We start from the raw sequence: 22,482 nt of genomic DNA on the forward strand, positions 1-22,482 counted from the left end.
CCAGGTTCAATCAAGCCACACACTAAATTCGACGCAGAAGTATACGTACTTTCTAAAGAAGAAGGTGGTCGTCATACTCCATTCCTTAACGGTTACCGTCCACAGTTCTACTTCCGTACAACTGACGTAACTGGCGCAATCAAGTTACAAGACGGCGTTGAAATGGTAATGCCAGGTGACAACGTTGAAATGTCAGTAGAATTAATCCACCCAATCGCAATGGACCCAGGTCTACGTTTTGCGATCCGTGAAGGTGGTCGTACTGTAGGTGCTGGTGTTGTTGCTAAAGTAACTGCATAAGCCCAATACTGTGTTACACTCAAATCGGAAGCTTCGGCTTTCGATTTGCATAATAGGCTAGTAGTTCAATTGGTAGAGCGTCGGTCTCCAAAACCGAATGTTGGGGGTTCGAGTCCCTCCTGGCCTGCCACTTTTTTTTTATAAAAAAGCTTAATTCTGGCTGAGTTGTCATATAATAAGTCGCGAATTCTACGACGAGTAAAAAAATGTCGAATGATAAATCGCGTGACGCATTAAGCGACGCGCCAATCCCTCAAAGAAATAATGCTGCGGAAGTTGTAAGTTCAGGTTCTCCACTTGATGCTGTTTTGTGGTTGATTGCTATAGCTTTATTCGTCGGTTCAGCATTGGTAAATCAGCATTTACCAGCCTATTGGGCGCCTGCAAATGATATTTGGGTGCGCATTGGGGTAATTTTGGCTTGTATCGTCGTCGCTTTAGGTTTATTATACGCCACCCATCAAGGTAAAGGCTTTGTGCGCTTGTTGCAAGATGCACGAATTGAACTGCGTCGAGTGACTTGGCCTACAAAACAAGAGACGATCACGACATCGTGGCAGGTTCTTTTGGTTGTGGTTGTAGCATCATTAGTGTTGTGGTGCTTCGATTACGGGTTAGGTTGGTTTATTAAGTTAATTATCGGGTAAGAGCGCCATGAAACGTTGGTATATTATTCATGCCTATTCAGGTTTTGAAAAACAAGTGATGCGTTCACTTAATGAACGAATTCAACGTAGCACGGTAGCTGATAGCTTTGGTGAAGTCCTTGTTCCTACTGAAGAAGTAGTAGAAATGAAGGATGGGAAGAAGCGCAAATCTGAACGTAAATTCTTTCCGGGCTATGTATTAGTCGAAATGGAAATGAATGATGATACTTGGCACATTGTAAAAGAATGTCCAAAGGTTCTTGGTTTTATTGGTGGAACACCAGAGAAACCAGCACCTATTTCACAGCGTGAAGCAGATGCGATTCTTGCTCGTGTACGTAATACTGGTGAGGCACCTCGTCCTAAGACGATGTTTGAGCCGGGTGAAGAATTGCTCGTTATTGATGGTCCGTTCACAGACTTTAAAGGGGTCGTGGAGGAAGTACAATACGATAAGTCACGTTTAACGTTGACGATTAATGTATTTAATCGACCAACTCAAGTTGAACTCGAATTTCGTCAAGTCGAAAAAACGATTTAATTTGAATTGGTTGGAAAGCGCCCGATTTGATCGGGCATTGTTGTTCTAACACTTCGGTGTTGTTTAATTTTTTGGGGAGCCTAGCGGCGTCTGTACCCAGAGGAAATTTTCAATGGCTAAGAAGATTGACGGCTATATCAAGCTGCAAGTTCCAGCTGGTAAAGCAAATCCATCTCCACCAATTGGTCCTGCTTTAGGTCAACGTGGTGTAAACATCATGGCTTTCTGTAAAGAATTCAATGCTGCTACACAAAAACTTGAAGTTGGTTTGCCAATTCCTGTCGTGATCACTGTGTACAACGATAAGTCGTTCACTTTCATCATGAAAACTCCACCTGCATCTATTCTTCTTAAGAAAGCTGCTGGTATTCAAAAGGGTTCTTCTGTACCTAACAAAACTAAAGTTGGTAAGTTGACTCGTGCTCAATTAGAAGAAATTGCGACTACTAAAGAACCAGACTTAACTGGTGCTGATTTAGACGCTCGTGTTCGTACCATCGCTGGTTCTGCACGTTCTATGGGCTTGGAAGTGGAGCTATAAGACATGGCAAAGTTAACTAAACGTCAAAAAGCCATCGCTGCTGCTGTAGAAGCAAACAAAGTTTACACTTTGGAAGAAGCAGTACAAGTTCTTAACAGCCTTCCAGCTGCGAAGTTCAAAGAATCTTTAGACATCTCTGTAAACCTTGGTGTAGATCCACGTAAATCTGACCAAGTTGTTCGTGGTGCGACTACTTTACCTGCTGGTACTGGTAAAACTGTACGTGTTGCAGTATTTGCTCAAGGTGCTGCTGCTGAAGCTGCAAAAGAAGCTGGTGCTGACATCGTTGGTTTTGATGACCTTGCTGAAAGCATTCAAGGTGGAAATCTTGATTTCGACGTAGTGATTGCTGCTCCTGATGCAATGCGCGTTGTTGGTAAGTTAGGTACGATTCTTGGTCCACGTGGCTTAATGCCAAACCCTAAAGTGGGTACAGTAACTCCTGATGTTGCTGGTGCGGTTAAGAATGCTAAATCTGGTCAAGCACGTTACCGTGTAGACAAAGCGGGTATCATCCACGCTGCGATTGGCCAATTAGGCTTCAGTGAAGATGCTGTTCGTCAAAACGTTGAAACTTTAATTGCAGATTTAAAACGTTTAAAACCTGCAACTTCTAAAGGTGTATACGTTAAAAAGATCACTTTGAGCTCAACTATGGGTCCTGGTCTTGCAATTGACGTAAACAACGTTTCTAAGTAATTAGAAAGAATTTTAAAGCCTCAGATTCTTATATAAGAATCTGAGCAAACTTTGAATTGATAAATGAATATTTATCAGCGTCAAAGACCTCAGGCGAGAAATATTTTCGAATATTTTTCTTAATAAACCAGCCTGAGTAGACGTGGTGGTGTGATTTGTTCCTCCTCCACGTGTAGGTCGAAAGGCTTACGAATTGGGAGTGTACTCATATTTGAGTGCATAAATCACCGTTAGGAGGTTTTACAATGGCTCTTCTTATCGAAGACAAAAAACAGATCGTTGCAGAAGTAAACGAAGTTGCTTCTAAAGCGTTCTCTGCCGTTGTTGCTGACTACCAAGGCTTAACTGTAGAGCAATTAACAACACTTCGTGTTGAAGCTCGTAAGTTAGGTGTTACTACACGTATTGTGCGTAACACTTTGGCTAAGCGTTCATTCGAAGGTACTCAATTCGATATCTTGAATGACGACCTTGTTGGTCCAACAATTCTCGGTTTCTCTACTTCTGAAGACGACATGGGTGCAGCTGCACGCTTGTTCGAAGAATTTGCGAAAACTAACAAAGCATTTGAACTTAAAGCTGCTGCATTTGATGGCAAACTTTATAAAGGTGCAGAAGTTAGCGTTATTGCAAACCTTCCGAACCAAGAGAAAGCGCTTACTATGCTTGCCTCTGTTCTTCAAGCTCCTATTTCGAAATTGGGTCGCCTTATTACAGCACTCAAAGAGAAAAACGAGTCAGAAGCGGCTTAATCCTATTTTCACACCATTCAATATCCATTTGGAGTTATTCTCATGGCTTTAACTAACGAAGAAATCTTAAACGCAGTTGCTGAAAAAACAGTTCTTGAACTTGTTGAATTAATTTCTGCTTTCGAAGAAAAATTTAACGTATCTGCTGCTGCTGTAGCTGTTGCTGCTGCTCCAGGTGCTGGCGCTGCTGCTGCTGAAGAACAAACTGAATTCAACGTTGAGTTGACTTCTTTCGGTGCTAACAAAGTTGCTGTAATTAAAGCAGTTCGTGAAGCTACTGGTCTTGGTCTTAAAGAAGCTAAAGATATGGTTGAAGGCGCTCCTGCTGTTCTTAAAGAAGGCGTTTCTAAAGAAGAAGGCGAAGAACTTAAGAAGAAGCTTGAAGAAGCTGGTGCTACAGTTACACTTAAGTAATTCTGTAGGGAGTCGGTTTTTTGATAATCGGCTCCAAAAAATGGCTGATGGCTCTTGGGTCATCAGCCTTTTTGCGTTACAATAATCGGCTCGTTTTTTGTTAGTTTTGCTTGTAATACGTGCGTAATTAGAATAAACGACTGAATATCAAACGCTTACCAATATTTTTTTGCTTATAAAAATATTGTTAAGCGTTTTAATACCACTAAAAATTGCAGCATTTGTAAACAGTGGTGGCCATATCGGCCTGCGTAATTCCTTCCAAACCCGTTCTGCAGGCGGGTTTGGTTTACTTTCCGAGGACTCCAGATGGCATACTCATATACCGAAAAGAAACGGATCCGTAAGAATTTTGGTAAATTGCCCCAAGTAATGGATGCACCGTACTTGCTTTCGATTCAAGTCGATTCGTATCGTACATTCTTGCAAGACGGTAAAACTCCAAAAAATCGCGAAGATATCGGTCTCCAAGCCGCATTTCGTTCAGTTTTTCCTATTGAAAGTTATTCTGGCAATGCTGCTTTAGAATTTGTTGAGTATAGTCTTGGTAAGCCTGAGTTTGACGTACGTGAATGTATTTTACGTGGTTCAACTTATGCAGCACCAATGCGCGTAAAAATTCGTTTGATCATCAAAGATCGTGAAACGAAATCAATTAAAGACGTTCGTGAACAAGAAGTTTACATGGGTGAAATGCCACTCATGACCGATAACGGTACATTTGTTATCAACGGTACAGAGCGTGTAATCGTATCTCAATTACACCGTTCACCAGGCGTATTCTTTGACCATGACAAAGGTAAAACCCACTCTAGCGGTAAAGTGTTGTATTCAGCACGTATTATTCCTTACCGTGGTTCATGGTTAGATTTTGAATTTGATGCTAAAGATTTAGTATTCGTACGTATTGACCGTCGTCGTAAATTGTTGGCGACTGTGATTTTACGTGCTTTGAATTATACAAATGAACAAATCTTGAATTTGTTCTACGAAAAAGTACCTGTATATCTAGATATGGGTAGCTATCAAATTGACCTCGTTCCAGATCGTTTACGTGGTGAAATGGCGCAATTTGATATCTTGGATAACGATGGTAAAACAATCGTTGAACAAGGCAAACGTATTAATGCACGTCACGTACGTCAAATGGAAGCTGCAAACTTAGCGAAGCTTTCTGTACCTGATGAATATTTATATGAGCGTATTACTGCTGAAGACATCACACTGAAAAGTGGTGATGTGATTCCTGCAAATACGGTGCTTAGCCATGAAATCATGGTGAAGATCGCTGAAGGTGGCGTTAAACAGTTTAACATTCTGTTTACAAATGACATCGACCGTGGTCCTTTCGTTGCGGATACATTACGTGCAGATACAACAACAGGTCGTGAAGAAGCACTTGTTGAAATCTATAAAGTAATGCGTCCAGGTGAACCACCGACGAAAGAAGCTGCTGAGAACTTATTCAATAACTTATTCTTCTCTTCTGAGCGCTATGACCTTTCTCCAGTAGGTCGTATGAAATTTAACCGTCGTTTGGGTCGTCCTTACGAAGTGGGTACTGATCAGAAGTCACGAGAAGTTGAAGGTATTTTATCGCACGAAGATATCATTGATGTACTGCGTACATTGGTTGAAATTCGTAACGGTAAAGGTGAAGTCGACGATATCGACCACTTAGGTAACCGTCGTGTGCGTTCTGTTGGTGAAATGACAGAAAACCAATTCCGTGTTGGTTTAGTTCGTGTTGAACGTGCTGTTAAAGAGCGTTTAAGCCAAGCAGAAACAGATAACTTGTCTCCGCAAGATTTAATCAATGCAAAACCAGTTGCTGCTGCAATCAAAGAATTCTTTGGTTCAAGCCAATTATCTCAGTTCATGGACCAAAACAACCCATTGTCTGAGATTACACACAAACGTCGTGTATCTGCGCTTGGTCCTGGTGGTTTGACTCGTGAACGCGCGGGCTTCGAAGTACGTGACGTACATCAAACTCACTATGGTCGTGTTTGTCCTATTGAAACGCCTGAAGGTCCAAACATTGGTTTGATCAACTCGCTTTCTGTTTATGCAAAAGCGAATGACTTCGGTTTCTTGGAAACACCATACCGTAAAGTTGTAGATGGTCGCGTAACTGACGATGTTGAATATTTATCTGCAATTGAAGAAGTGGGTACTGTCATTGCACAGGCCGATTCTGCTGTTGATAAAGATGGCAACTTGACTGAAGAAATGGTTTCTGTACGTCATCAAGGTGAATTCGTACGTATGTCGCCTGAGCGCGTAACTCATATGGACGTTTCTGCACAGCAGGTTGTTTCTGTTGCAGCATCATTGATTCCATTCCTTGAACACGATGATGCGAACCGTGCATTAATGGGTTCAAACATGCAACGTCAGGCTGTTCCAACTTTACGTGCTGACAAGCCGCTTGTTGGTACGGGTATGGAAGCAAACGTAGCACGTGATTCTGGTGTGTGTGTGATCGCCGATCGTGGTGGTGCAATTGAATATGTTGATGCATCTCGTATCGTTATTCGTGTAAACGAAGATGAAATGATCGCAGGTGAGGCAGGTGTAGATATCTATAACCTCATCAAATATACACGTTCAAACCAAAATACATGTATTAACCAAAATGTTATCGTGAAATTAGGCGACAAAGTTGCTCGTGGTGACATCTTGGCTGACGGTCCATCGACTGACATGGGTGAACTTGCGCTTGGTCAAAACATGCGTGTCGCGTTCATGACATGGAACGGTTATAACTACGAAGACTCGATCTTATTATCTGAGCGTGTACTTCAAGAAGACCGTTTAACGTCGATTCACATTCAAGAATTGTCATGTGTAGCACGTGATACTAAGTTAGGAGCAGAGGAAATTACTGCCGATATTCCTAACGTAGGTGAAGCTGCACTGTCTAAATTGGATGAGTCTGGTATCGTTTATATTGGTGCTGAAGTGACTGCGGGTGATATCCTTGTTGGTAAAGTAACGCCTAAAGGTGAAACTCAATTAACACCTGAAGAAAAATTACTTCGCGCAATCTTTGGTGAAAAAGCGGCTGACGTAAAAGACTCTTCTTTACGTGTTCCGTCTGGTACTAAAGGTACGGTTATCGATGTTCAAGTCTTCACTCGTGATGGTTTGGAAAAAGATGAGCGTGCACAGGCAATTGAAAAAGCTCAGCTTGATGCATACCGTAAAGACTTGAAAGAAGAATACAAAATCTTCGAAGAAGCAGCACGTGAACGTATTGTTCGTTTGTTGAAAGGTCAAGAATCTAACGGTGGTGGTTCGACTAAACGTGGCGATAAACTTTCTGAAGACGTATTGTCTGGTTTAGAGCTTGTTGATTTACTTGAAATCCAGCCAAATGATGAAGCAATTGCTGAGCGTTTAACTCAAATTCAAGTGTTCTTGAAAGAGAAGAGCTACGAGATTGATGAGAAGTTTGCTGAGAAGAAACGTAAACTTTCTACAGGTGATGAATTAACAACTGGCGTATTGAAAGTTGTTAAGGTTTACCTTGCTGTTAAACGTCGTATCCAGCCTGGTGATAAGATGGCGGGTCGTCACGGTAACAAAGGTGTTGTATCAAACATCTTGCCAGTTGAAGACATGCCGCATGATGCAAATGGTGTACCAGTTGATATCGTGTTAAACCCACTGGGTGTACCATCACGTATGAACGTGGGTCAGATTCTTGAGACTCACTTAGGTATGGCGGCGAAAGGTCTTGGTGATAAAATCGAGAAAATGTTGAAAGAACAGCGTACAGTGTTAGAACTACGTGATTTCTTAGACAAGATTTATAACAAGGTTGGTGGCGAACAAGAAGAGCTGAATAGCTTAACTGACGCAGAAATTTTAGCACTTTCAGGTAACTTGCGTGCTGGTGTTCCATTGGCAACACCTGTATTCGATGGTGCTGAAGAAAGTCAAATTAAAGACTTACTTGAATTGGCAGACATTTCGCGTACTGGTCAAACGGTATTGTTTGATGGACGCACAGGTGAGCAGTTTGATCGTCCTGTAACTGTAGGTTACATGTACATGCTCAAATTGAACCACTTGGTTGATGACAAAATGCATGCGCGTTCAACAGGTTCTTACTCGCTTGTTACACAGCAGCCGCTTGGTGGTAAAGCACAATTCGGTGGTCAGCGTTTCGGTGAGATGGAAGTATGGGCACTTGAAGCATACGGTGCAGCATATACACTCCAAGAAATGCTTACTGTTAAGTCGGATGACGTCGAAGGTCGTACACGCATCTATAAGAACATTGTAGATGGTAACCATTATATGGATCCGGGTATGCCTGAATCGTTCAACGTATTGACCAAAGAGATCCGTTCTTTAGGTATCAACATTGAACTGAAAAATGGTGACTAAAAAATCTCCGCTAACCCCTGTTTGAGAAAGAGGGGTAAAGTCCCCCTTTATGAAGGGGGATTCGAGATTTCCAAATTTCAGTAAAAACAATATTTGTGACCCAGTCGGGTGAGCGTAGCTTCCCGACACACGGAGAAAAAAATTGAAAGACTTGCTCGATATCATGCGTAAGAAAACGGATTCAGAAGGTCATGCACCTATTGAATTTGACCGTATCCGTATTGGTCTTGCGTCACCAGAGATGATTAAGTCATGGTCTCACGGTGAAGTTAAAAAGCCTGAAACCATTAACTACCGTACTTTTAAACCTGAACGTGACGGTTTGTTCTGTGCCAAAATCTTTGGTCCAGTAAAAGATTACGAATGCTTGTGTGGTAAATACAAGCGTATGAAATACAAAGGCGTCATTTGTGAAAAATGTGGCGTTGAAGTAACAACTGCAAAAGTTCGTCGTGAGCGTATGGGTCACATCGAGCTTGCTTCTCCAGTTGCACACATCTGGTTCTTGAAATCATTACCGAGCCGTATTGGTTTACTTCTTGATATGACTTTACGTGATATCGAGCGCGTATTGTATTTCGAATCTTATGTTGTAACAGATCCTGGTATGACTCCGTTTGAAAAGTATCAACTTTTAACAGACGAAGAATACTACAATGCACTTGAAGAACACGGTGATGAATTCACTGCGAAAATGGGTGCAGAAGCAGTTCAGGATTTGTTAAAAGATATTGATCTTGAAGCAGAAATTTCACGTTTACGTGAAGAAATTCCACAAACAACGTCTGAAACGAAGCTTAAGAAAGCTTCTAAGCGTTTGAAATTGATGGAAGCTTTCAAAGATTCAAACAACAAACCTGAATGGATGGTAATGAATGTACTTCCAGTACTTCCACCAGACTTACGTCCGCTTGTGCCACTTGAAGGTGGTCGTTTCGCGACTTCAGACTTGAACGATTTATATCGTCGTGTGATCAACCGTAACAACCGTTTAAAGCGTCTTCTTGACCTTGCTGCACCAGACATCATCGTACGTAACGAAAAACGTATGTTACAAGAGTCTGTTGATGCATTACTTGATAACGGTCGTCGTGGTCGTGCGATTACAGGTTCGAACAAACGTCCATTGAAATCTTTGGCAGATATGATCAAAGGTAAACAAGGTCGTTTCCGTCAAAACTTGCTCGGTAAGCGTGTTGACTATTCAGGTCGTTCGGTAATTACCGTTGGTCCTACTTTACGTCTTCACCAGTGTGGTCTTCCGAAGAAAATGGCACTTGAATTATTCAAGCCATTCATTTTCGCAAAACTACAAGCTTCTGGCCAAGCAACAACCATTAAAGCTGCGAAGAAAATGGTTGAGCGTGAAACACCTGAAGTTTGGGACGTTTTAGCACACGTTATTCGTCAACATCCAGTGATGTTGAACCGTGCGCCAACACTTCACCGTCTAGGTCTTCAAGCATTTGAACCTATCCTGATCGAAGGTAAGGCAATCCGTCTTCACCCACTCGTATGTGCTGCGTTTAACGCCGACTTCGATGGTGACCAAATGGCGGTACACGTTCCATTGACATTGGAAGCACAGTTAGAAGCTCGTGCGTTGATGATGTCAACAAATAACATCTTGTCGCCTGCAAACGGTGAGCCAATTATCGTTCCTTCTCAAGACGTTGTCTTGGGCCTTTACTACATCACTCGTGATGCGGTAAATGCCAAAGGTGAAGGCATGGTATTTGCGGATACTCACGAAGTTAACCGTGCGTTGGCGACTGGTAAAGTTGCAATCCATGCACGCGTAAAAGTACGTGTACACCAAACTGTTATTGATGAAAATGGTAACCGTGAAAAACAAACCATTATTGTTGATACAACACCTGGCCGTTGCTTGTTATGGGAAGTTGTTCCACAAGGTCTAAGCTTTGAATCGATCAACCTTGAGATGACCAAGAAAAACATCTCTAAGTTAATCAACTCTTGCTACCGTAAACTTGGTTTGAAAGATACTGTTATCTTCGCTGACCAATTGATGTATTTGGGCTTCCGTCAAGCGACTCGCTCAGGTGTTTCTGTTGGTATGGAAGACATGCTTATTCCGCCAACTAAACATGCAATTATCGATAAAGCTGAAACAGAAGTTCGTGAAATCGAACAACAGTTTGAACAAGGTTTCGTAACTGCGGGCGAGCGTTATAACAAAGTTGTCGATATTTGGGCACGTACAAACGACCAAGTAGCGAAAGCGATGATGGATAACTTGTCTTATACACTTGTGAAAAACAAACAAGGTGAAGACGAGAAGCAAAAATCATTCAACTCGATTTATATGATGTCTGACTCGGGTGCCCGTGGTAGTGCGGCGCAGATTCGTCAGCTTGCTGGTATGCGTGGCTTGATGGCGAAGCCGGATGGCTCGATCATTGAGACACCAATTAAAGCAAACTTCCGTGAAGGTTTGACAGTACTTCAGTACTTCATCTCGACACACGGTGCACGTAAAGGTTTGGCCGATACTGCATTGAAAACTGCGAACTCTGGTTACTTGACACGTCGTCTTGTAGATGTAGCACAAGATTTGGTAATTACTGAATCTGACTGTGGTACAGCTGGTGGTCTAGTAATGACACCATTCATTCAAGGTGGTGACGTTATTGAACCATTACGTGACCGTGTATTAGGTCGTGTAACAGCTGAAGATGTACGTCGTGCATCTGATGATGAAGTGGTTCTTCCACGTGGTACGCTCATTGACGAGAAAATCGCTGCTCAGCTTGAAGAAGCAGGTGTCGATGAAGTTAAAGTCCGTTCTGTAATTGCATGTGAATCAACATTCGGTGTATGTGCGCGTTGTTATGGTCGTGACCTTGCACGTGGTCATTTGGTGAATCCAGGTGAATCAGTAGGTGTAATGGCTGCACAATCAATTGGTGAACCAGGTACACAGTTAACGATGCGTACGTTCCACGTTGGTGGTGCTGCGAGCCGAACTTCTGCTGCAAACAGTGTTCAAGTACGTAATAAAGGTACTGTACGTTTCCACAACGTGAAAACTGTACAACATGCCAAAGGTCACCAAGTATCTGTTTCACGTTCAGGTGAAATTGGTATTGCGGATGATTTAGGTCGTGAGCGCGAGCGTTATAAGCTTCCTTACGGTGCAAGCATCTTGTTGAAAGATGGTGAAGCTGTAGAAGCTGGCGGTATTGTAGCGACTTGGGATCCACATACACATCCACTTGTTACCGAAGTTGCTGGTAAAGCACGTTTCAGCCAGATTGCTGATGGTGTAACTGCAACATCTAAGACAGATGATGCAACTGGTATGACAACAGTTGAAATCTTGCCTGTAACAGCACGTCCTGCTTCTGGTAAAGATTTACGTCCAGCAATCGTGTTGGATACAACAGATGGTGGTGAACAGTTCTACTTCTTGCCACAGAACACAATCGTAACTGTCCGTGATGGCGAAACGATTGGCGTGGGTGACGTCATTGGTCGTGTACCACAAGAAACTTCACGTACTCGTGATATTACTGGTGGTCTTCCGCGTGTAGCTGACTTGTTCGAAGCACGTAAGCCGAAAGAGCATGCGATCCTTGCAGAAGTATCAGGTGTTGTAAGCTTCGGTAAAGAGACCAAAGGTAAGAACCGTTTAGTGATTACGCCAGATGATGGTTCTGAGATCTACGAAGAATTGATTCCAAAATGGCGTCAAATCAACGTGTTCGAAGGTGAGCATGTAAACCGTGGTGAGACAATCTCTGATGGTCCACAAAACCCACATGACATCTTACGTTTGAAAGGCGAAGTAGCATTAACTAACTACATCGTGAACGAAGTTCAAGACGTTTACCGTCTCCAAGGTGTAAAAATCAACGATAAGCACATTGAAGTTGTTGTACGTCAAATGTTGCGTAAAGTTGATATCACTGATGGCGGTGATACAAGCTTCATCAAAGGTGAGCAAGTGGATTACATCCGTGTTGTTCAAGAGAACCAAGCTGTCTTGGCTCAGAACAAGTTCCCTGCGAAGTTTGAACGTCAATTGATGGGTATCACGAAAGCATCGCTTTCTACTGACTCGTTCATTTCTGCTGCATCGTTCCAGGAAACAACGCGTGTGTTAACTGAAGCGGCTGTAACAGGTAAAGAAGATGATTTACGTGGCTTGAAAGAAAACGTTGTTGTGGGTCGCTTGATCCCAGCGGGTACAGGCCTTGCATATCACTTAGAGCGTCGTCGTCAAGAAGCAGAAGCTGCTGAATTTGAACTTCACAATGACTTTAGTGAAGTAGACCAAGCATTTAGTCAAGCATTGAACTCAGACCAGTTCTAAGTTCTCGCTGATCAAAAAAGGCACCTTTGGGTGCCTTTTTTTATTGAAAGCTTAAAAAGAGTACGTCTTTTACAAAACACTAAACGATTCAGTAAATGTAATAACAGAATGTGATCAAACTCCACATAAAAGAAGATTATGATTTTTAATAGAACGTATAGGAGTGAATAGACTCATGAAAAAAACAATTGGTTTAGTTTCAACTTTGATGCTATCTGCGGTATTTTTTACAGGTTGCCAAAATATGAGCGCATCTGATCAACGAATTGGTGCAGCGGCTTTAGGTGGTGCTGTAGGCGGTGGTGTAGGTAACCATGTTGGTGGTGGTATTGGCGCGGGTGTAGGTGCAGCAGCAGGTGCGGGCGTTGGTTCAAACACACAAGGTGGCAGCCGTAATACTACGACAAGCAGTGCAATTGGTGCAGGTATCGGTTCAGTTGTCGGTAAGGCACTTTTAGGTGGTGATTCTGGGGCTGCGATCGGTGGTGCGATTGGTGGTGGTGCTGGTGCAGCAATCCAAGAGAAGAAATAATCTTTTCACTTTATAAAATACCCACATTCATAATGTGGGTGTTTTATTATGAGCTGGCTCTAGGTTTTTTACGGCGGATATATAGTATTTTTTCAACCTCAGCAATCCGAGTTCCAGACTCATCCACAATATTCAAGGTATAAGTGCGAAATACAGGTTCATGATTCTCTGCGAGTTGCTTAATTTCATTAATCTCAGCAGCACTCAGTTGAATATCTGCATAGACTGTATTTCGGCCTGGAGAAAGGAAGTTAATCGAGGCACTCTTGTCCCAGACAATATATTTATGACCCAAATGATGCATTAAAATCAGCATATAAAAGGGATCAACCATGGAGTAAAGGCTTCCTCCAAAATGAGTTCCAACAATATTACGATTCTTTCTTGTGAGTGGCATTTGGACGCGAATGTGGTAATGATCCAAATCAATTGTTTCAATCGAAATACCTGCTCCACGATAGGGCGAGTAGTGATTGAGGATAAATTTTGAAACAATAGGAATGGTTCGAATCTTTCTGAAAAAATCTTTCATGGTCAATTTTTTTTCTTGCAACTCTATTCATACTCCATAAGTATCACTTTTATTGCACCGCTGGCAATGGTTGTTTCATGAACAGCCGATAGAAAACAAAATGGGAAAAAATTATGCAAGCACTAGTCAAAACAGTCACAACGTCAGATCAGCAAACACTGTGTGTGAAAACATGGGGAGATGAGAAAAAAACGCCTTTAGTTTTAGTGCATGGCTATCCAGATAATCAGGAAGTTTGGGAACCAATCATTGAAAAATTAGTCAATGATTATTACGTGGTGACTTATGACGTGCGTGGTGCAGGCTTATCTTCAATTCCTAAGCGTATTAAAGACTATCGTTTGCCACGCTTATCTTTAGACTTACAGGAAGTGGTTGATCAAGTGCTTCCGAATCGTAGTTTCCATATGGCTGCCCACGATTGGGGTTCTTTGCAGTCATGGGAATCTGCAACTGAGCCTAAGTTAAAAGGTCGTCTATTGTCTTATACAACGATTTCAGGGCCGTGTTTAGATCATGCATCATTGTATTTGCGTGAGAAATTTAAATCAGCTCCAAGCAATGTGCTGAAAATGCTGACCAAATCATGGTATATCGGTGCTTTCCATTTACCTTTGGTTGCTCCAACTGTATGGACATTTTTTAGTCCAGAAAAATGGGGCAAGATTTTAAGTGGTTTAGAGAAGAAACAAAACTTACCTTTAAATGCAAATATTGTTGCCGATGGTAAATATGGAATTAACTTATATCGAGCGAACTTTATTCCATCGCTGACTCAACCACGTCAACGTTATGCGCAGTGTCCGGTTCAGGCGATTGTATTACGTCGTGATGCCTTTGTAAGCCCAGAATACATCACTGAATCAATGCCAAAATGGGTTGAAAAATTTGAATATGTTGAGCTAGATGCAAATCACTGGGCAGTACTCAGTCAGCCTGAAAAAATTGCCGATTATATTCGCCAATTTATCGTGAAAAATGCATAAATAAAAATCAACTGACAGCAATCGCAGAATTTAAACTCTGTTAGAATGACGCCCTCGTTTCATTTAGTTCAAAGTTATGTTCGCGATTATTGCAGCGGTTGCTGTCATGTTCGGCCTTTCATTGGGGCGAGTTCCAGTTGTTTTTGCACTTGTAATTGGAGCTTTAACGGGAGGTTTGTTAGCAGGCCTAGGGGTACAAGGTACGTTAGACGCATTTAATAATGGTCTGGGCGGCGGTGCGCAAATTGCACTTGCTTATGGCGTGCTTGGTGCTTTTGCTTTGGCACTTGCTCGTTCTGGTTTACCTGATTTACTTGCTTATAAATTAGTTAAAAGTCTTAAAAATGATGCAGATATTCGTGCTCAGAAGAAGGTGAAATTTCTCATTTTTCTTACAGTTGGCGCGGCTGCGGTGGCATCGCAAAATGTCATTCCAGTACACATTGCATTTATTCCAGTTTTGATTCCACCGTTATTGATTGTTTTCAACCATCTACGTTTAGACCGTAGAGCGATTGCGTGTGTGCTAACTTTTGGCTTAGTTGCAACGTATATGTTCTTGCCTATGGGATTTGGTGCGATCTTCTTAAATGATATTTTAGCGCACAATATTAACCATTTTGGTCAAAGCTACGGTTTCCATATCAGCAACGATCAAATTCCTCGAGCAATGTTGATTCCTGTCTCTGGAATGTTCTTGGGGATGTTAACAGCGGTTTTTATTAGCTATCGTAAGCCGCGAGATTATCAAGACAAAGCATTGCATAACGTTGCTCGTAGCATCGTGGGTGAAATGACACAAGAACAACAAGCACCACAGATTGCAAAGTTCACGTTATTCATGGCTGCATTTGCGATTCTCGCTACGATTGTTGTACAGCTTTATTCAGACTCAATGATCGTCGCGGGCTTAGTTGGTGTGGCGATCTTGAGTTGTGCTGGAATCTTTAAATGGAAAGAAGCTGATGATGTGATCGTGACAGGTATGCGCATGATGGCACTGGTTGGTTTTACTATGATTGCTGCCCAAGGTTTTGCCGCAGTTATTGAAGCAACCAATCAGGTTCCTGAGCTTGTGAAAGCTACAGCTGGCTGGATTGGGGATAGTAAAGCCTTAGCTGCTTTTGTCATGCTTTTGGTCGGTCTGTTGATCACACTCGGTATTGGTTCTTCATTTTCTACTGTACCGATCTTAGCCATTATGTATGTGCCATTATGTTTGCAGTTTGGTTTTAGCCCGATGGCAACGATTGCAATCATCGGAACTGCTGCTGCATTGGGTGATGCAGGCTCTCCAGCTTCAGATTCAACTCTTGGGCCAACATCGGGTTTGAATATGGATGGTCAGCATGATCATATGAGGGATAGCGTTGTACCTACCTTTTTGCATTTCAACATACCCCTGATCATTTTTGGTTGGATTGCTGCAATGGTTTTATAAAAAATTAAAACTGTATTTAGGCTCTATTTATAGGGCCTTTTTTATTGATTGAGAAATACATCACAGAAAAATATTTTTTAATAATCTGTATATCAAAATAAAAATATAGGTTATGACATTTTTTGTCTGTTTATTAATCTATTTGTATAATGCTGTCATTTTATTATTTTAAGATTAAATTATATTTTTAAGTTATTTTAAAATGTATTATTTAAAATAACTTTACTATTTTGGTCGGATATTTAAAGTATACAAAAAAGCTAGGTTTTATAGTAATTTAACTTTACTTAACTTGTCGGAATTATTAATTATTACATAATTTTACAAATATAAATTTATATTATTCAATATTTTATAAAAATAAATAAAATGGTCGGAATTTATGTGTATTGCATAATGTAAAAATACATGTCTATTATTATGCACAAGATCAATAATTTGTTAATGAGGTTGTTTAAATGTTAAAGAAAGCGCTCGTTATTGCTTTGCTGGGATTATCTTCAACTGCTTTTGCAGGTGGTTTTCAAGTTAAGGTCGGTGCAAGTTTAATTGATCCAACAGCGGATACTACACTTGCTCCTGGTGCAACTGTGAAAGGGGATCACGAGTTTGCATTTACGCCATCTGTTGAATATTTCTTCGGAGATACTCCTTTTTCTGCTGAGCTATTATTAGCTAATCCAATCAACCATGATGTACTTTTAAATGGTGATAAAGTTGCTAGTGTTCGTCAGTTACCACCAACAATTACAGCAAAATATAACTTCAAAAACTCAACTCGTTTTACACCTTATATTGGTGTAGGTGGTACGGCTTTTATTGCATGGCATGAGAAAGGCGTAGCCGATGATGTGAAAAATACCTACGGTTTTGCTGGTCAGCTTGGTTTCAACTTCCAGCCAGCAGATGCGAAAAATTGGGGCGTATATATGGATGTTCGTTATGCGGATATCAGTCCTGAAGTGAAGCTTGTAGATGGGACTAAATTTGATTTAGATCTTAATCCAGTCGTTTACACACTAGGTTATAGCTACAAATTCTAAGCTCAACCCAACCTTAAAAAAAACCTTACGAAACGTGAGGTTTTTTCAATTTAAATATAAAAAGAAACAAGGAATCGTCATTGCGTTTTGTATGCTGAAAAGAATGAAAAGTCATTCAGGGAAAAGTGATGCTACAAAAAGTCATTTATTCAGCCACACTCTTAGTTTCTAGTTTATTGATGTCAAATACGCATGCTGCCAGCTTTTCGTGTAAGGCTGCAAAATTAAAAGCCGAACAGAAAATCTGCCATACGCTCGTTTTAAATGATGCAGATGTTCGACTTGCGACGACCTATCAGATTGTTTTACATGCTTTACCAATGGGCGGACGTGATGCAGAAAAAGATCAGCAATTTAAATGGTTAAAGCAAAGAAATGCTTGTGGTTCGAATACTCAATGTATTCAAAGAGCTTATCAACAGCGTCAGCAACAATTAGATTTGCTTTTACAGGAACGCGTACTAAGTCATGGTCCTTTTTGATTGATTCGATTGTTAAATGTTAAAAAATAAGCAAACAAGGATTGAAAAATCGTAGAGATACACCATTCATAAATCATTCTAATTTGATAAGTCTCAAAATAAGGAGTGATTTATGAGTGAACAAGCATCACAAAATTATAGTTTCCAAGCTGAAGTTGCTCAGTTATTGCATTTAGTGACGCATTCTCTCTATTCAAACCCTGAAATTTTCTTACGTGAATTAATCTCAAATGCCTCTGATGCATGTGACAAATTACGTTTTGAAGGAATTAATCATCCTGAATATTATGAAAATGATCCTGATTTGCATGTACGGGTAACGCTAGATAAAGACAATAAAACACTCACCATTTCAGATAATGGGATTGGTTTAAGCCAGCAAGAAGCGATTGATAACCTTGGAACAATTGCAAAATCAGGCACCAAAGACTTTATGTCGAAATTAACAGGTGATCAAAAAGCAGATGCACAATTGATTGGTCAGTTTGGTGTAGGTTTTTATTCTGGTTTTATTGTTGCTGACAAAATCACTGTTGAATCTCGTCGTGCGGGTGCAGATGCGGCTGAAGGTGTACGTTGGATTAGCGGTGGGACAGGTGAGTTTGAAGTCCAAACGATTGATAAAACCACACGTGGAACAGATATCATCCTCCATTTACGCGATGATGCGCTTGAGTATCTAGAATCGTGGAAAGTGAAGCAGATCATTAATAAATATTCTGACCATATTAGCTTGCCAATTGAAATGCAAAAAGAAGTTTGGCAAGAGGAAGAGGTTGCTGAGGGTGAAGAACCTAAAGGCGGTCAAATGGTCAAGACTGACGAATGGGAAGCGATTAACTCTGCGAGTGCGTTGTGGACACGCAGTAAAAATGAAATCACTGATGAGCAATATATCGAGTTCTACAAGAATTTAAGCCATGATTTTGCTGAGCCTTTGGCGTGGGCGCATAATCGTGTTGAAGGTAGTACTGAATATACCCAATTGCTTTATATTCCAAGCCAAGCGAAACAAGATTTGTTTACTCGTGAGGCGAAAGCAGGCATTAAGCTCTATGTGAAGCGTGTCTTCATCATGGATGAAGCAGATAACCTCATTCCAAACTATTTACGCTTTGTACAGGGTGTCGTGGATAGCGCTGACTTACCGCTGAACGTGAGCCGTGAATTGCTACAAGAGAGCCGTGATGTTAAAACGATTCGTGAAGGAAATGCACGCCGTGTTTTAACCTTGATTGATGGTTTAGCTAAATCGGAAGATGAAAAAGACCAAGAGAAATTCAAAACGTTCTATAGTGAATTTGGTTCAGTGTTGAAAGAAGGCCTAGGTGAAGACTTTGGTAATCGTGAACGTATTTTAAAATTATTACGTTATGCAACATCTACCAATGATGAGATCACCACATCTTTTGCTGAATATAAAGCGCGCATGAAAGAAGGGCAAAAAGCAATCTATTATGTGACTGCTGATAGTCTAACTGCTGCGAAGAACTCGCCACAACTTGAGCTATTCAAGAAAAAAGGCATTGAAGTACTTTTAATGGCAGACCGAGTTGATGAATGGGCAATGAATTTTGTCAATGAATTTGACGGTACACCATTACAAAACGTGTCAAAAGGTGCGGTTGATTTGGGAGACTTACAAGATGCTGATGAGAAAAAAGCACTTGAAGAAGCTGCTGAGCAATTCAAACCTGTTGTTGATCGTTTAACCACTTCATTGAAAGATAAAACCAAAGAAGTACGTGTAACCACGCGATTAGTTGATTCACCAGCATGTTTGGTTACGAGTGAAGGTGAGTTATCGCCACAACTAATCCGTATGCTGAAGCAAGCTGGTCAGGCTGTACCAGAAATTAAACCGACTTTGGAAATCAACCCAGAGCATCCACTGGTGAAAAAATTGGAAAGCTCTGCGCAGTTTGATGATCTTGCAAATGTGATTTTTGATCAAGCTGTGATTGCAGAAGGTGGTTTGCCTGAAGATCCTGCAGCTTATGTGAAGCGCATTAATAGTTTACTGATGAAATAAATGATTAAAAAAACCTCTGATTCGTCAGAGGTTTTTCTTATGGATAAATGTAGAGTTATCCACAGTTTCGTTGCTTATTTCATCAGAACAATGTTTCCAAGCGGACAAATGTACTCACATAATGATTCCGATCTTCTCGGTGATCATTGAAATAATTTAAATCGCCTTGAACAAAAAACCATTCACGCCAAAGCGGTTGTCTCCAAGAAACAAAAGGCCCCCAACTGTTTAAGCGCAGGTCATTATTGTTGTAATAACCACCTGTATAGATACCATAGTTAAATTTGTTGTTGGCAAAGAATTGGTGCTGACGAAATATTCGGTTATCCCATCGTAAGTCATCATCTTGATCATCTGCATAGGTGAGGCTGAGTTGATCTGATAAAAAGGGTTCATTCGGACGAGCATGGATGAGTTCTAAATTGGTTCTAAGATAGTTTTCGCTTTGGCTGCCATAGCGATAGATTTGCTCAGCATTAAAACGGAAATCATTTTCTAAATCCCAATATTTTTTCGCGCGTAAGCGTAAGTAAATGTCATCCCCTGAACGTATACCGATATCTGCATCTGTTTCAAACGGAAGTTTTTTCGAAAAGTTCGACCAGCGTAATGCAATGGATCCATTGTTATCACGTGTTTGTTTTGAATCAAATTTTTTGTCTGGGTCCTGATTTGGTTGGGTGTTAGTATTGGCAATATTATTATCAAATTCATCATCTAGTGAATCATCACCGAAGACCAAGCTAAATCTTTTCTCTAATGTGGGAAGCTTAATTTTTCCTCGAATACGAGGTTTGACTTCATAGCCATCATATTCGTTCCAATAGTTATCCAACATAAAACGAATCGTTGCAGAAGCAGGTTTATCAGGATCAACATCGCCAAACCAATCATCAATTTTCACAGAAGTGCGATCTGCCCAATTGCGAATATCTCGCTGTTTTCGATCTACCCAAGTTTTCTCCTCAGTCTCAGACATTGGTGGAACATTAGGTTGATTAGATTGTTCAGGGAGTATCGTTGGGGTTGCATCAACCCATTTGGGAATATAGTTCAGAACGCTTTCAGAGCTTTTATTATGCGTCTCTTGAGTATCATTTTGCGAATCAGGAGTGGTTTCATCAGCAGCGTAAGTCACATTAATTGACCCAAGCGAAAGTGCCAAAATGCTGTAAAAAAGATGAGCAGGTACCGTTTTTTGGAAAATATTCATAATGAAAACTTTTATATTGTTCTTAGTATCAATTTTGATTATTTCATCAATAAAATCAATACCAAGACACAAAAAGCAGCAATTCATTCATTTGGGTTTACAAGAAAAATGTATTCGCCAAAAAAGAAAAGTCATCAGCAAAATTTTGATGATGACTTACGTATTATATTAAGTAGATCATGATAGATCTGAATTTTCTAAAGCTTGATATAAATCATTGACGGAAATAGGTTGAGCAAGGCGGCTAATCACTTGACGAATTAATTGCCATGTATAGCCATCAGTACGATCAAGCAATAGGTAAGGATAAGCTTGATCTTCGGCGGATAACTTAATCCGTTCTGCACCATGGATGACACGAATCTTTTGATGCTCTTTGAGTAAAATAACAGGAGTTAAAAAGTTCGCTGCTGTTTCCTCAAAAGGAATAAACTTTTTCGTGTTAATAAATGATGCTGGAATATATGGGTACGCTTCTTCATTTCGTTGCCAAACTTGTGCACCGTTCATAATGCATTCATTAAAAAGTGTTTCATGTTGATGATAAAACTTTTTAAATGTCGTCCAAGTGGTTTGATGAATTGAGCTTGTTCGAGTGTGACGTTGGTCTGTATATGCTTGTAGCACTGTAATCGCATAGTCGACACTATGCGTACCAATTAGAACCACATAATGTGAAAACTGACCTTGCTCGTAAAGTTGTTCCGCAATGAAAATTTGAGCGGTTCCCCAGTGTGGTTGCTCATCATTTTCTGCTTTTAAATAGAGCCAATCAATTTTGATATTTTGATTAATTTCATCATGTAGTTCTACACGATACAAGGATGGATATAATTTAGGATCTACACGCTCTAAGCGACATAATAGACCATCTAAATTAAAATCTTTGAGTGCAACAGGCTTCGCTTTATTAATATTTGCAACAGAAGGTGAGTTTTGTCTAAAGCTTGGTCTAGGACGTGTTGCCGTGACTGTACTTGAATTACTCGAAGGCGTTACAGGTTGAATTTTTTCTTGAATAATCGCTTCGAGTTGTGACTCAAAGTTTGCAGTTTCTTTACGTAATAATGATAGTTGTTCTTGAGCAGACAGCGTTGTCGGCATTTCGTTGTGAGCTTCTAAAACTGGAATGATGGTCTTTAATTCCTCATCAGTCCGAATAAATTCACGACTATGCTTTTTTAACCATTCAAGTGCTTCTTGAGTTGAGGTCATCCATGGACTTTTTAAGAATGATAATGACGGACGAATGACCCATATTTGCCAATGCTGTGATTGACGTAGAGCGGCCCAACCCATATCTGCCGAAGCAAATAAGGCACTTTCAACTCTTCCCATAAAATTATAGGTTCCACGATAAGTCATTGAGAAACCATAATCTTCTAAATCTTGTTTTGAAAATTCTTCTTGTTGCATAAATTCTTTAAAAGCCGTTAGTTCATCCTGAAACAGTGGGTCATTACAAGACGCACAGATATCTTTGATTCGTTGTTTCGATTTTGCAATTTCAAAAAGTGAAGCTTTATTATCATTGAGGCCAACGATCAAATGTTTGAGCTCGTCAACCAATAGTGCTTTCTCTAATACGTCCAT

At 40.6% G+C, this 22,482-nt stretch carries 17 protein-coding genes, 1 tRNA gene and 1 pseudogene; 16 read left to right on the forward strand and 3 right to left on the reverse strand.

Annotated elements, in window-relative coordinates; all coding sequences use genetic code 11:
* From ACF8D3_RS04035 to ACF8D3_RS04085, 11 genes and pseudogenes are all read left to right on the forward strand, one after another.
* A pseudogene (locus ACF8D3_RS04035) lies at positions 1-300 on the forward strand (elongation factor Tu); the annotation flags it as partial.
* A gap of 54 nt (positions 301-354) precedes the next feature.
* A tRNA-Trp gene (locus ACF8D3_RS04040) sits at positions 355-430 on the forward strand.
* Positions 431-506: 76 nt separating this feature from the next.
* Positions 507-947, forward strand: coding sequence for a preprotein translocase subunit SecE (gene secE, locus ACF8D3_RS04045; RefSeq protein ID WP_392470313.1), 441 nt, complete (start codon positions 507-509; stop codon positions 945-947).
* Between the two features lie 7 nt (positions 948-954).
* A complete protein-coding gene (nusG, locus tag ACF8D3_RS04050; protein ID WP_004876413.1) occupies positions 955-1,488 on the forward strand; it encodes a transcription termination/antitermination protein NusG in 534 nt (177 codons plus the stop codon).
* A 112-nt stretch (positions 1,489-1,600) separates the two neighbouring features.
* Complete coding sequence (gene rplK / locus ACF8D3_RS04055) at positions 1,601-2,029, forward strand: 50S ribosomal protein L11 (RefSeq protein WP_004637639.1); 429 nt, start codon at positions 1,601-1,603, stop codon at positions 2,027-2,029.
* Positions 2,030-2,032: 3 nt separating this feature from the next.
* Positions 2,033-2,728: a 50S ribosomal protein L1 gene (rplA, locus tag ACF8D3_RS04060; RefSeq protein WP_004876415.1), complete on the forward strand. Its 696-nt coding sequence runs from the start codon at positions 2,033-2,035 to the stop codon at positions 2,726-2,728.
* 245 nt (positions 2,729-2,973) lie between these two features.
* Positions 2,974-3,480, forward strand: a complete 507-nt coding sequence (gene rplJ / locus ACF8D3_RS04065) for a 50S ribosomal protein L10 (protein WP_004876417.1) — start codon at positions 2,974-2,976, stop codon at positions 3,478-3,480.
* Positions 3,481-3,522: 42 nt separating this feature from the next.
* On the forward strand, positions 3,523-3,894 hold the full coding sequence (gene rplL / locus ACF8D3_RS04070) for a 50S ribosomal protein L7/L12 (RefSeq protein WP_004774018.1): 372 nt from the start codon (positions 3,523-3,525) through the stop codon (positions 3,892-3,894).
* A gap of 309 nt (positions 3,895-4,203) precedes the next feature.
* Positions 4,204-8,292 (forward strand): DNA-directed RNA polymerase subunit beta, encoded by a 4,089-nt coding sequence (rpoB, locus tag ACF8D3_RS04075; protein WP_004876418.1) that lies wholly within the window; start codon positions 4,204-4,206, stop codon positions 8,290-8,292.
* Between the two features lie 142 nt (positions 8,293-8,434).
* A complete protein-coding gene (gene rpoC, locus ACF8D3_RS04080; RefSeq protein WP_004876420.1) occupies positions 8,435-12,628 on the forward strand; it encodes a DNA-directed RNA polymerase subunit beta' in 4,194 nt (1,397 codons plus the stop codon).
* Between the two features lie 175 nt (positions 12,629-12,803).
* The gene (locus ACF8D3_RS04085; RefSeq protein WP_004876421.1) at positions 12,804-13,160 is read left to right on the forward strand and encodes a hypothetical protein; all 357 of its coding nucleotides are present in this window, start codon (positions 12,804-12,806) and stop codon (positions 13,158-13,160) included.
* A 46-nt stretch (positions 13,161-13,206) separates the two neighbouring features.
* Here ACF8D3_RS04085 and ACF8D3_RS04090 read toward each other — a convergent pair whose 3' ends face one another.
* The gene (locus tag ACF8D3_RS04090; RefSeq protein WP_007480159.1) at positions 13,207-13,713 is read right to left on the reverse strand and encodes a DUF4442 domain-containing protein; all 507 of its coding nucleotides are present in this window, start codon (positions 13,711-13,713) and stop codon (positions 13,207-13,209) included.
* Positions 13,714-13,805: 92 nt separating this feature from the next.
* On the opposite strand from ACF8D3_RS04090, the gene ACF8D3_RS04095 reads away from it, so the two are divergent.
* The 5 genes from ACF8D3_RS04095 to htpG all read left to right on the forward strand — a co-directional run bounded on the left by ACF8D3_RS04095 (position 13,806) and on the right by htpG (position 19,676).
* The gene (locus ACF8D3_RS04095; RefSeq protein ID WP_061516163.1) at positions 13,806-14,678 is read left to right on the forward strand and encodes an alpha/beta fold hydrolase; all 873 of its coding nucleotides are present in this window, start codon (positions 13,806-13,808) and stop codon (positions 14,676-14,678) included.
* A 76-nt stretch (positions 14,679-14,754) separates the two neighbouring features.
* On the forward strand, positions 14,755-16,119 hold the full coding sequence (locus ACF8D3_RS04100) for a Na+/H+ antiporter family protein (protein WP_004876426.1): 1,365 nt from the start codon (positions 14,755-14,757) through the stop codon (positions 16,117-16,119).
* Positions 16,120-16,577: 458 nt separating this feature from the next.
* On the forward strand, positions 16,578-17,162 hold the full coding sequence (locus tag ACF8D3_RS04105; RefSeq protein WP_004876427.1) for an OmpW family protein: 585 nt from the start codon (positions 16,578-16,580) through the stop codon (positions 17,160-17,162).
* 128 nt (positions 17,163-17,290) lie between these two features.
* Entirely contained in the window at positions 17,291-17,644 is a 354-nt protein-coding gene (locus ACF8D3_RS04110; protein WP_019385839.1) for a lysozyme inhibitor LprI family protein, read from the forward strand.
* A 112-nt stretch (positions 17,645-17,756) separates the two neighbouring features.
* On the forward strand, positions 17,757-19,676 hold the full coding sequence (htpG, locus tag ACF8D3_RS04115) for a molecular chaperone HtpG (RefSeq protein WP_004876430.1): 1,920 nt from the start codon (positions 17,757-17,759) through the stop codon (positions 19,674-19,676).
* Between the two features lie 82 nt (positions 19,677-19,758).
* On the opposite strand, the gene ACF8D3_RS04120 is transcribed toward htpG, so the two are convergent.
* Both ACF8D3_RS04120 and ACF8D3_RS04125 read right to left on the reverse strand, forming a co-directional pair.
* Entirely contained in the window at positions 19,759-20,889 is a 1,131-nt protein-coding gene (locus ACF8D3_RS04120) for a hypothetical protein (RefSeq protein WP_392470319.1), read from the reverse strand.
* Positions 20,890-21,066: 177 nt separating this feature from the next.
* Entirely contained in the window at positions 21,067-22,482 is a 1,416-nt protein-coding gene (locus ACF8D3_RS04125; protein WP_392470321.1) for a hypothetical protein, read from the reverse strand.

It is taken from the genome of Acinetobacter sp. YQ_14 (assembly GCF_043102985.1).
Lineage (GTDB): Bacteria > Pseudomonadota > Gammaproteobacteria > Pseudomonadales > Moraxellaceae > Acinetobacter > Acinetobacter venetianus.

Excerpts from the sequence above, each read along its gene's own strand:
- secE (WP_392470313.1), top strand. The coding sequence starts at position 507 with ATGTCGAATGATAAATCGCGTGACGCATTAAGCGACGCGCCAATCCCT.
- nusG (WP_004876413.1), top strand. The coding sequence starts at position 955 with ATGAAACGTTGGTATATTATTCATGCCTATTCAGGTTTTGAAAAACAA.
- rplK (WP_004637639.1), top strand. The coding sequence starts at position 1,601 with ATGGCTAAGAAGATTGACGGCTATATCAAGCTGCAAGTTCCAGCTGGT.
- rplA (WP_004876415.1), top strand. The coding sequence starts at position 2,033 with ATGGCAAAGTTAACTAAACGTCAAAAAGCCATCGCTGCTGCTGTAGAA.
- rplJ (WP_004876417.1), top strand. The coding sequence starts at position 2,974 with ATGGCTCTTCTTATCGAAGACAAAAAACAGATCGTTGCAGAAGTAAAC.
- rplL (WP_004774018.1), top strand. The coding sequence starts at position 3,523 with ATGGCTTTAACTAACGAAGAAATCTTAAACGCAGTTGCTGAAAAAACA.
- rpoB (WP_004876418.1), top strand. The coding sequence starts at position 4,204 with ATGGCATACTCATATACCGAAAAGAAACGGATCCGTAAGAATTTTGGT.
- ACF8D3_RS04085 (WP_004876421.1), top strand. The coding sequence starts at position 12,804 with ATGAAAAAAACAATTGGTTTAGTTTCAACTTTGATGCTATCTGCGGTA.
- ACF8D3_RS04095 (WP_061516163.1), top strand. The coding sequence starts at position 13,806 with ATGCAAGCACTAGTCAAAACAGTCACAACGTCAGATCAGCAAACACTG.
- ACF8D3_RS04100 (WP_004876426.1), top strand. The coding sequence starts at position 14,755 with ATGTTCGCGATTATTGCAGCGGTTGCTGTCATGTTCGGCCTTTCATTG.
- ACF8D3_RS04105 (WP_004876427.1), top strand. The coding sequence starts at position 16,578 with ATGTTAAAGAAAGCGCTCGTTATTGCTTTGCTGGGATTATCTTCAACT.
- ACF8D3_RS04110 (WP_019385839.1), top strand. The coding sequence starts at position 17,291 with ATGCTACAAAAAGTCATTTATTCAGCCACACTCTTAGTTTCTAGTTTA.
- htpG (WP_004876430.1), top strand. The coding sequence starts at position 17,757 with ATGAGTGAACAAGCATCACAAAATTATAGTTTCCAAGCTGAAGTTGCT.
- ACF8D3_RS04120 (WP_392470319.1), bottom strand. The coding sequence starts at position 20,889 with ATGAATATTTTCCAAAAAACGGTACCTGCTCATCTTTTTTACAGCATT.
- ACF8D3_RS04125 (WP_392470321.1), bottom strand. The coding sequence starts at position 22,482 with ATGGACGTATTAGAGAAAGCACTATTGGTTGACGAGCTCAAACATTTG.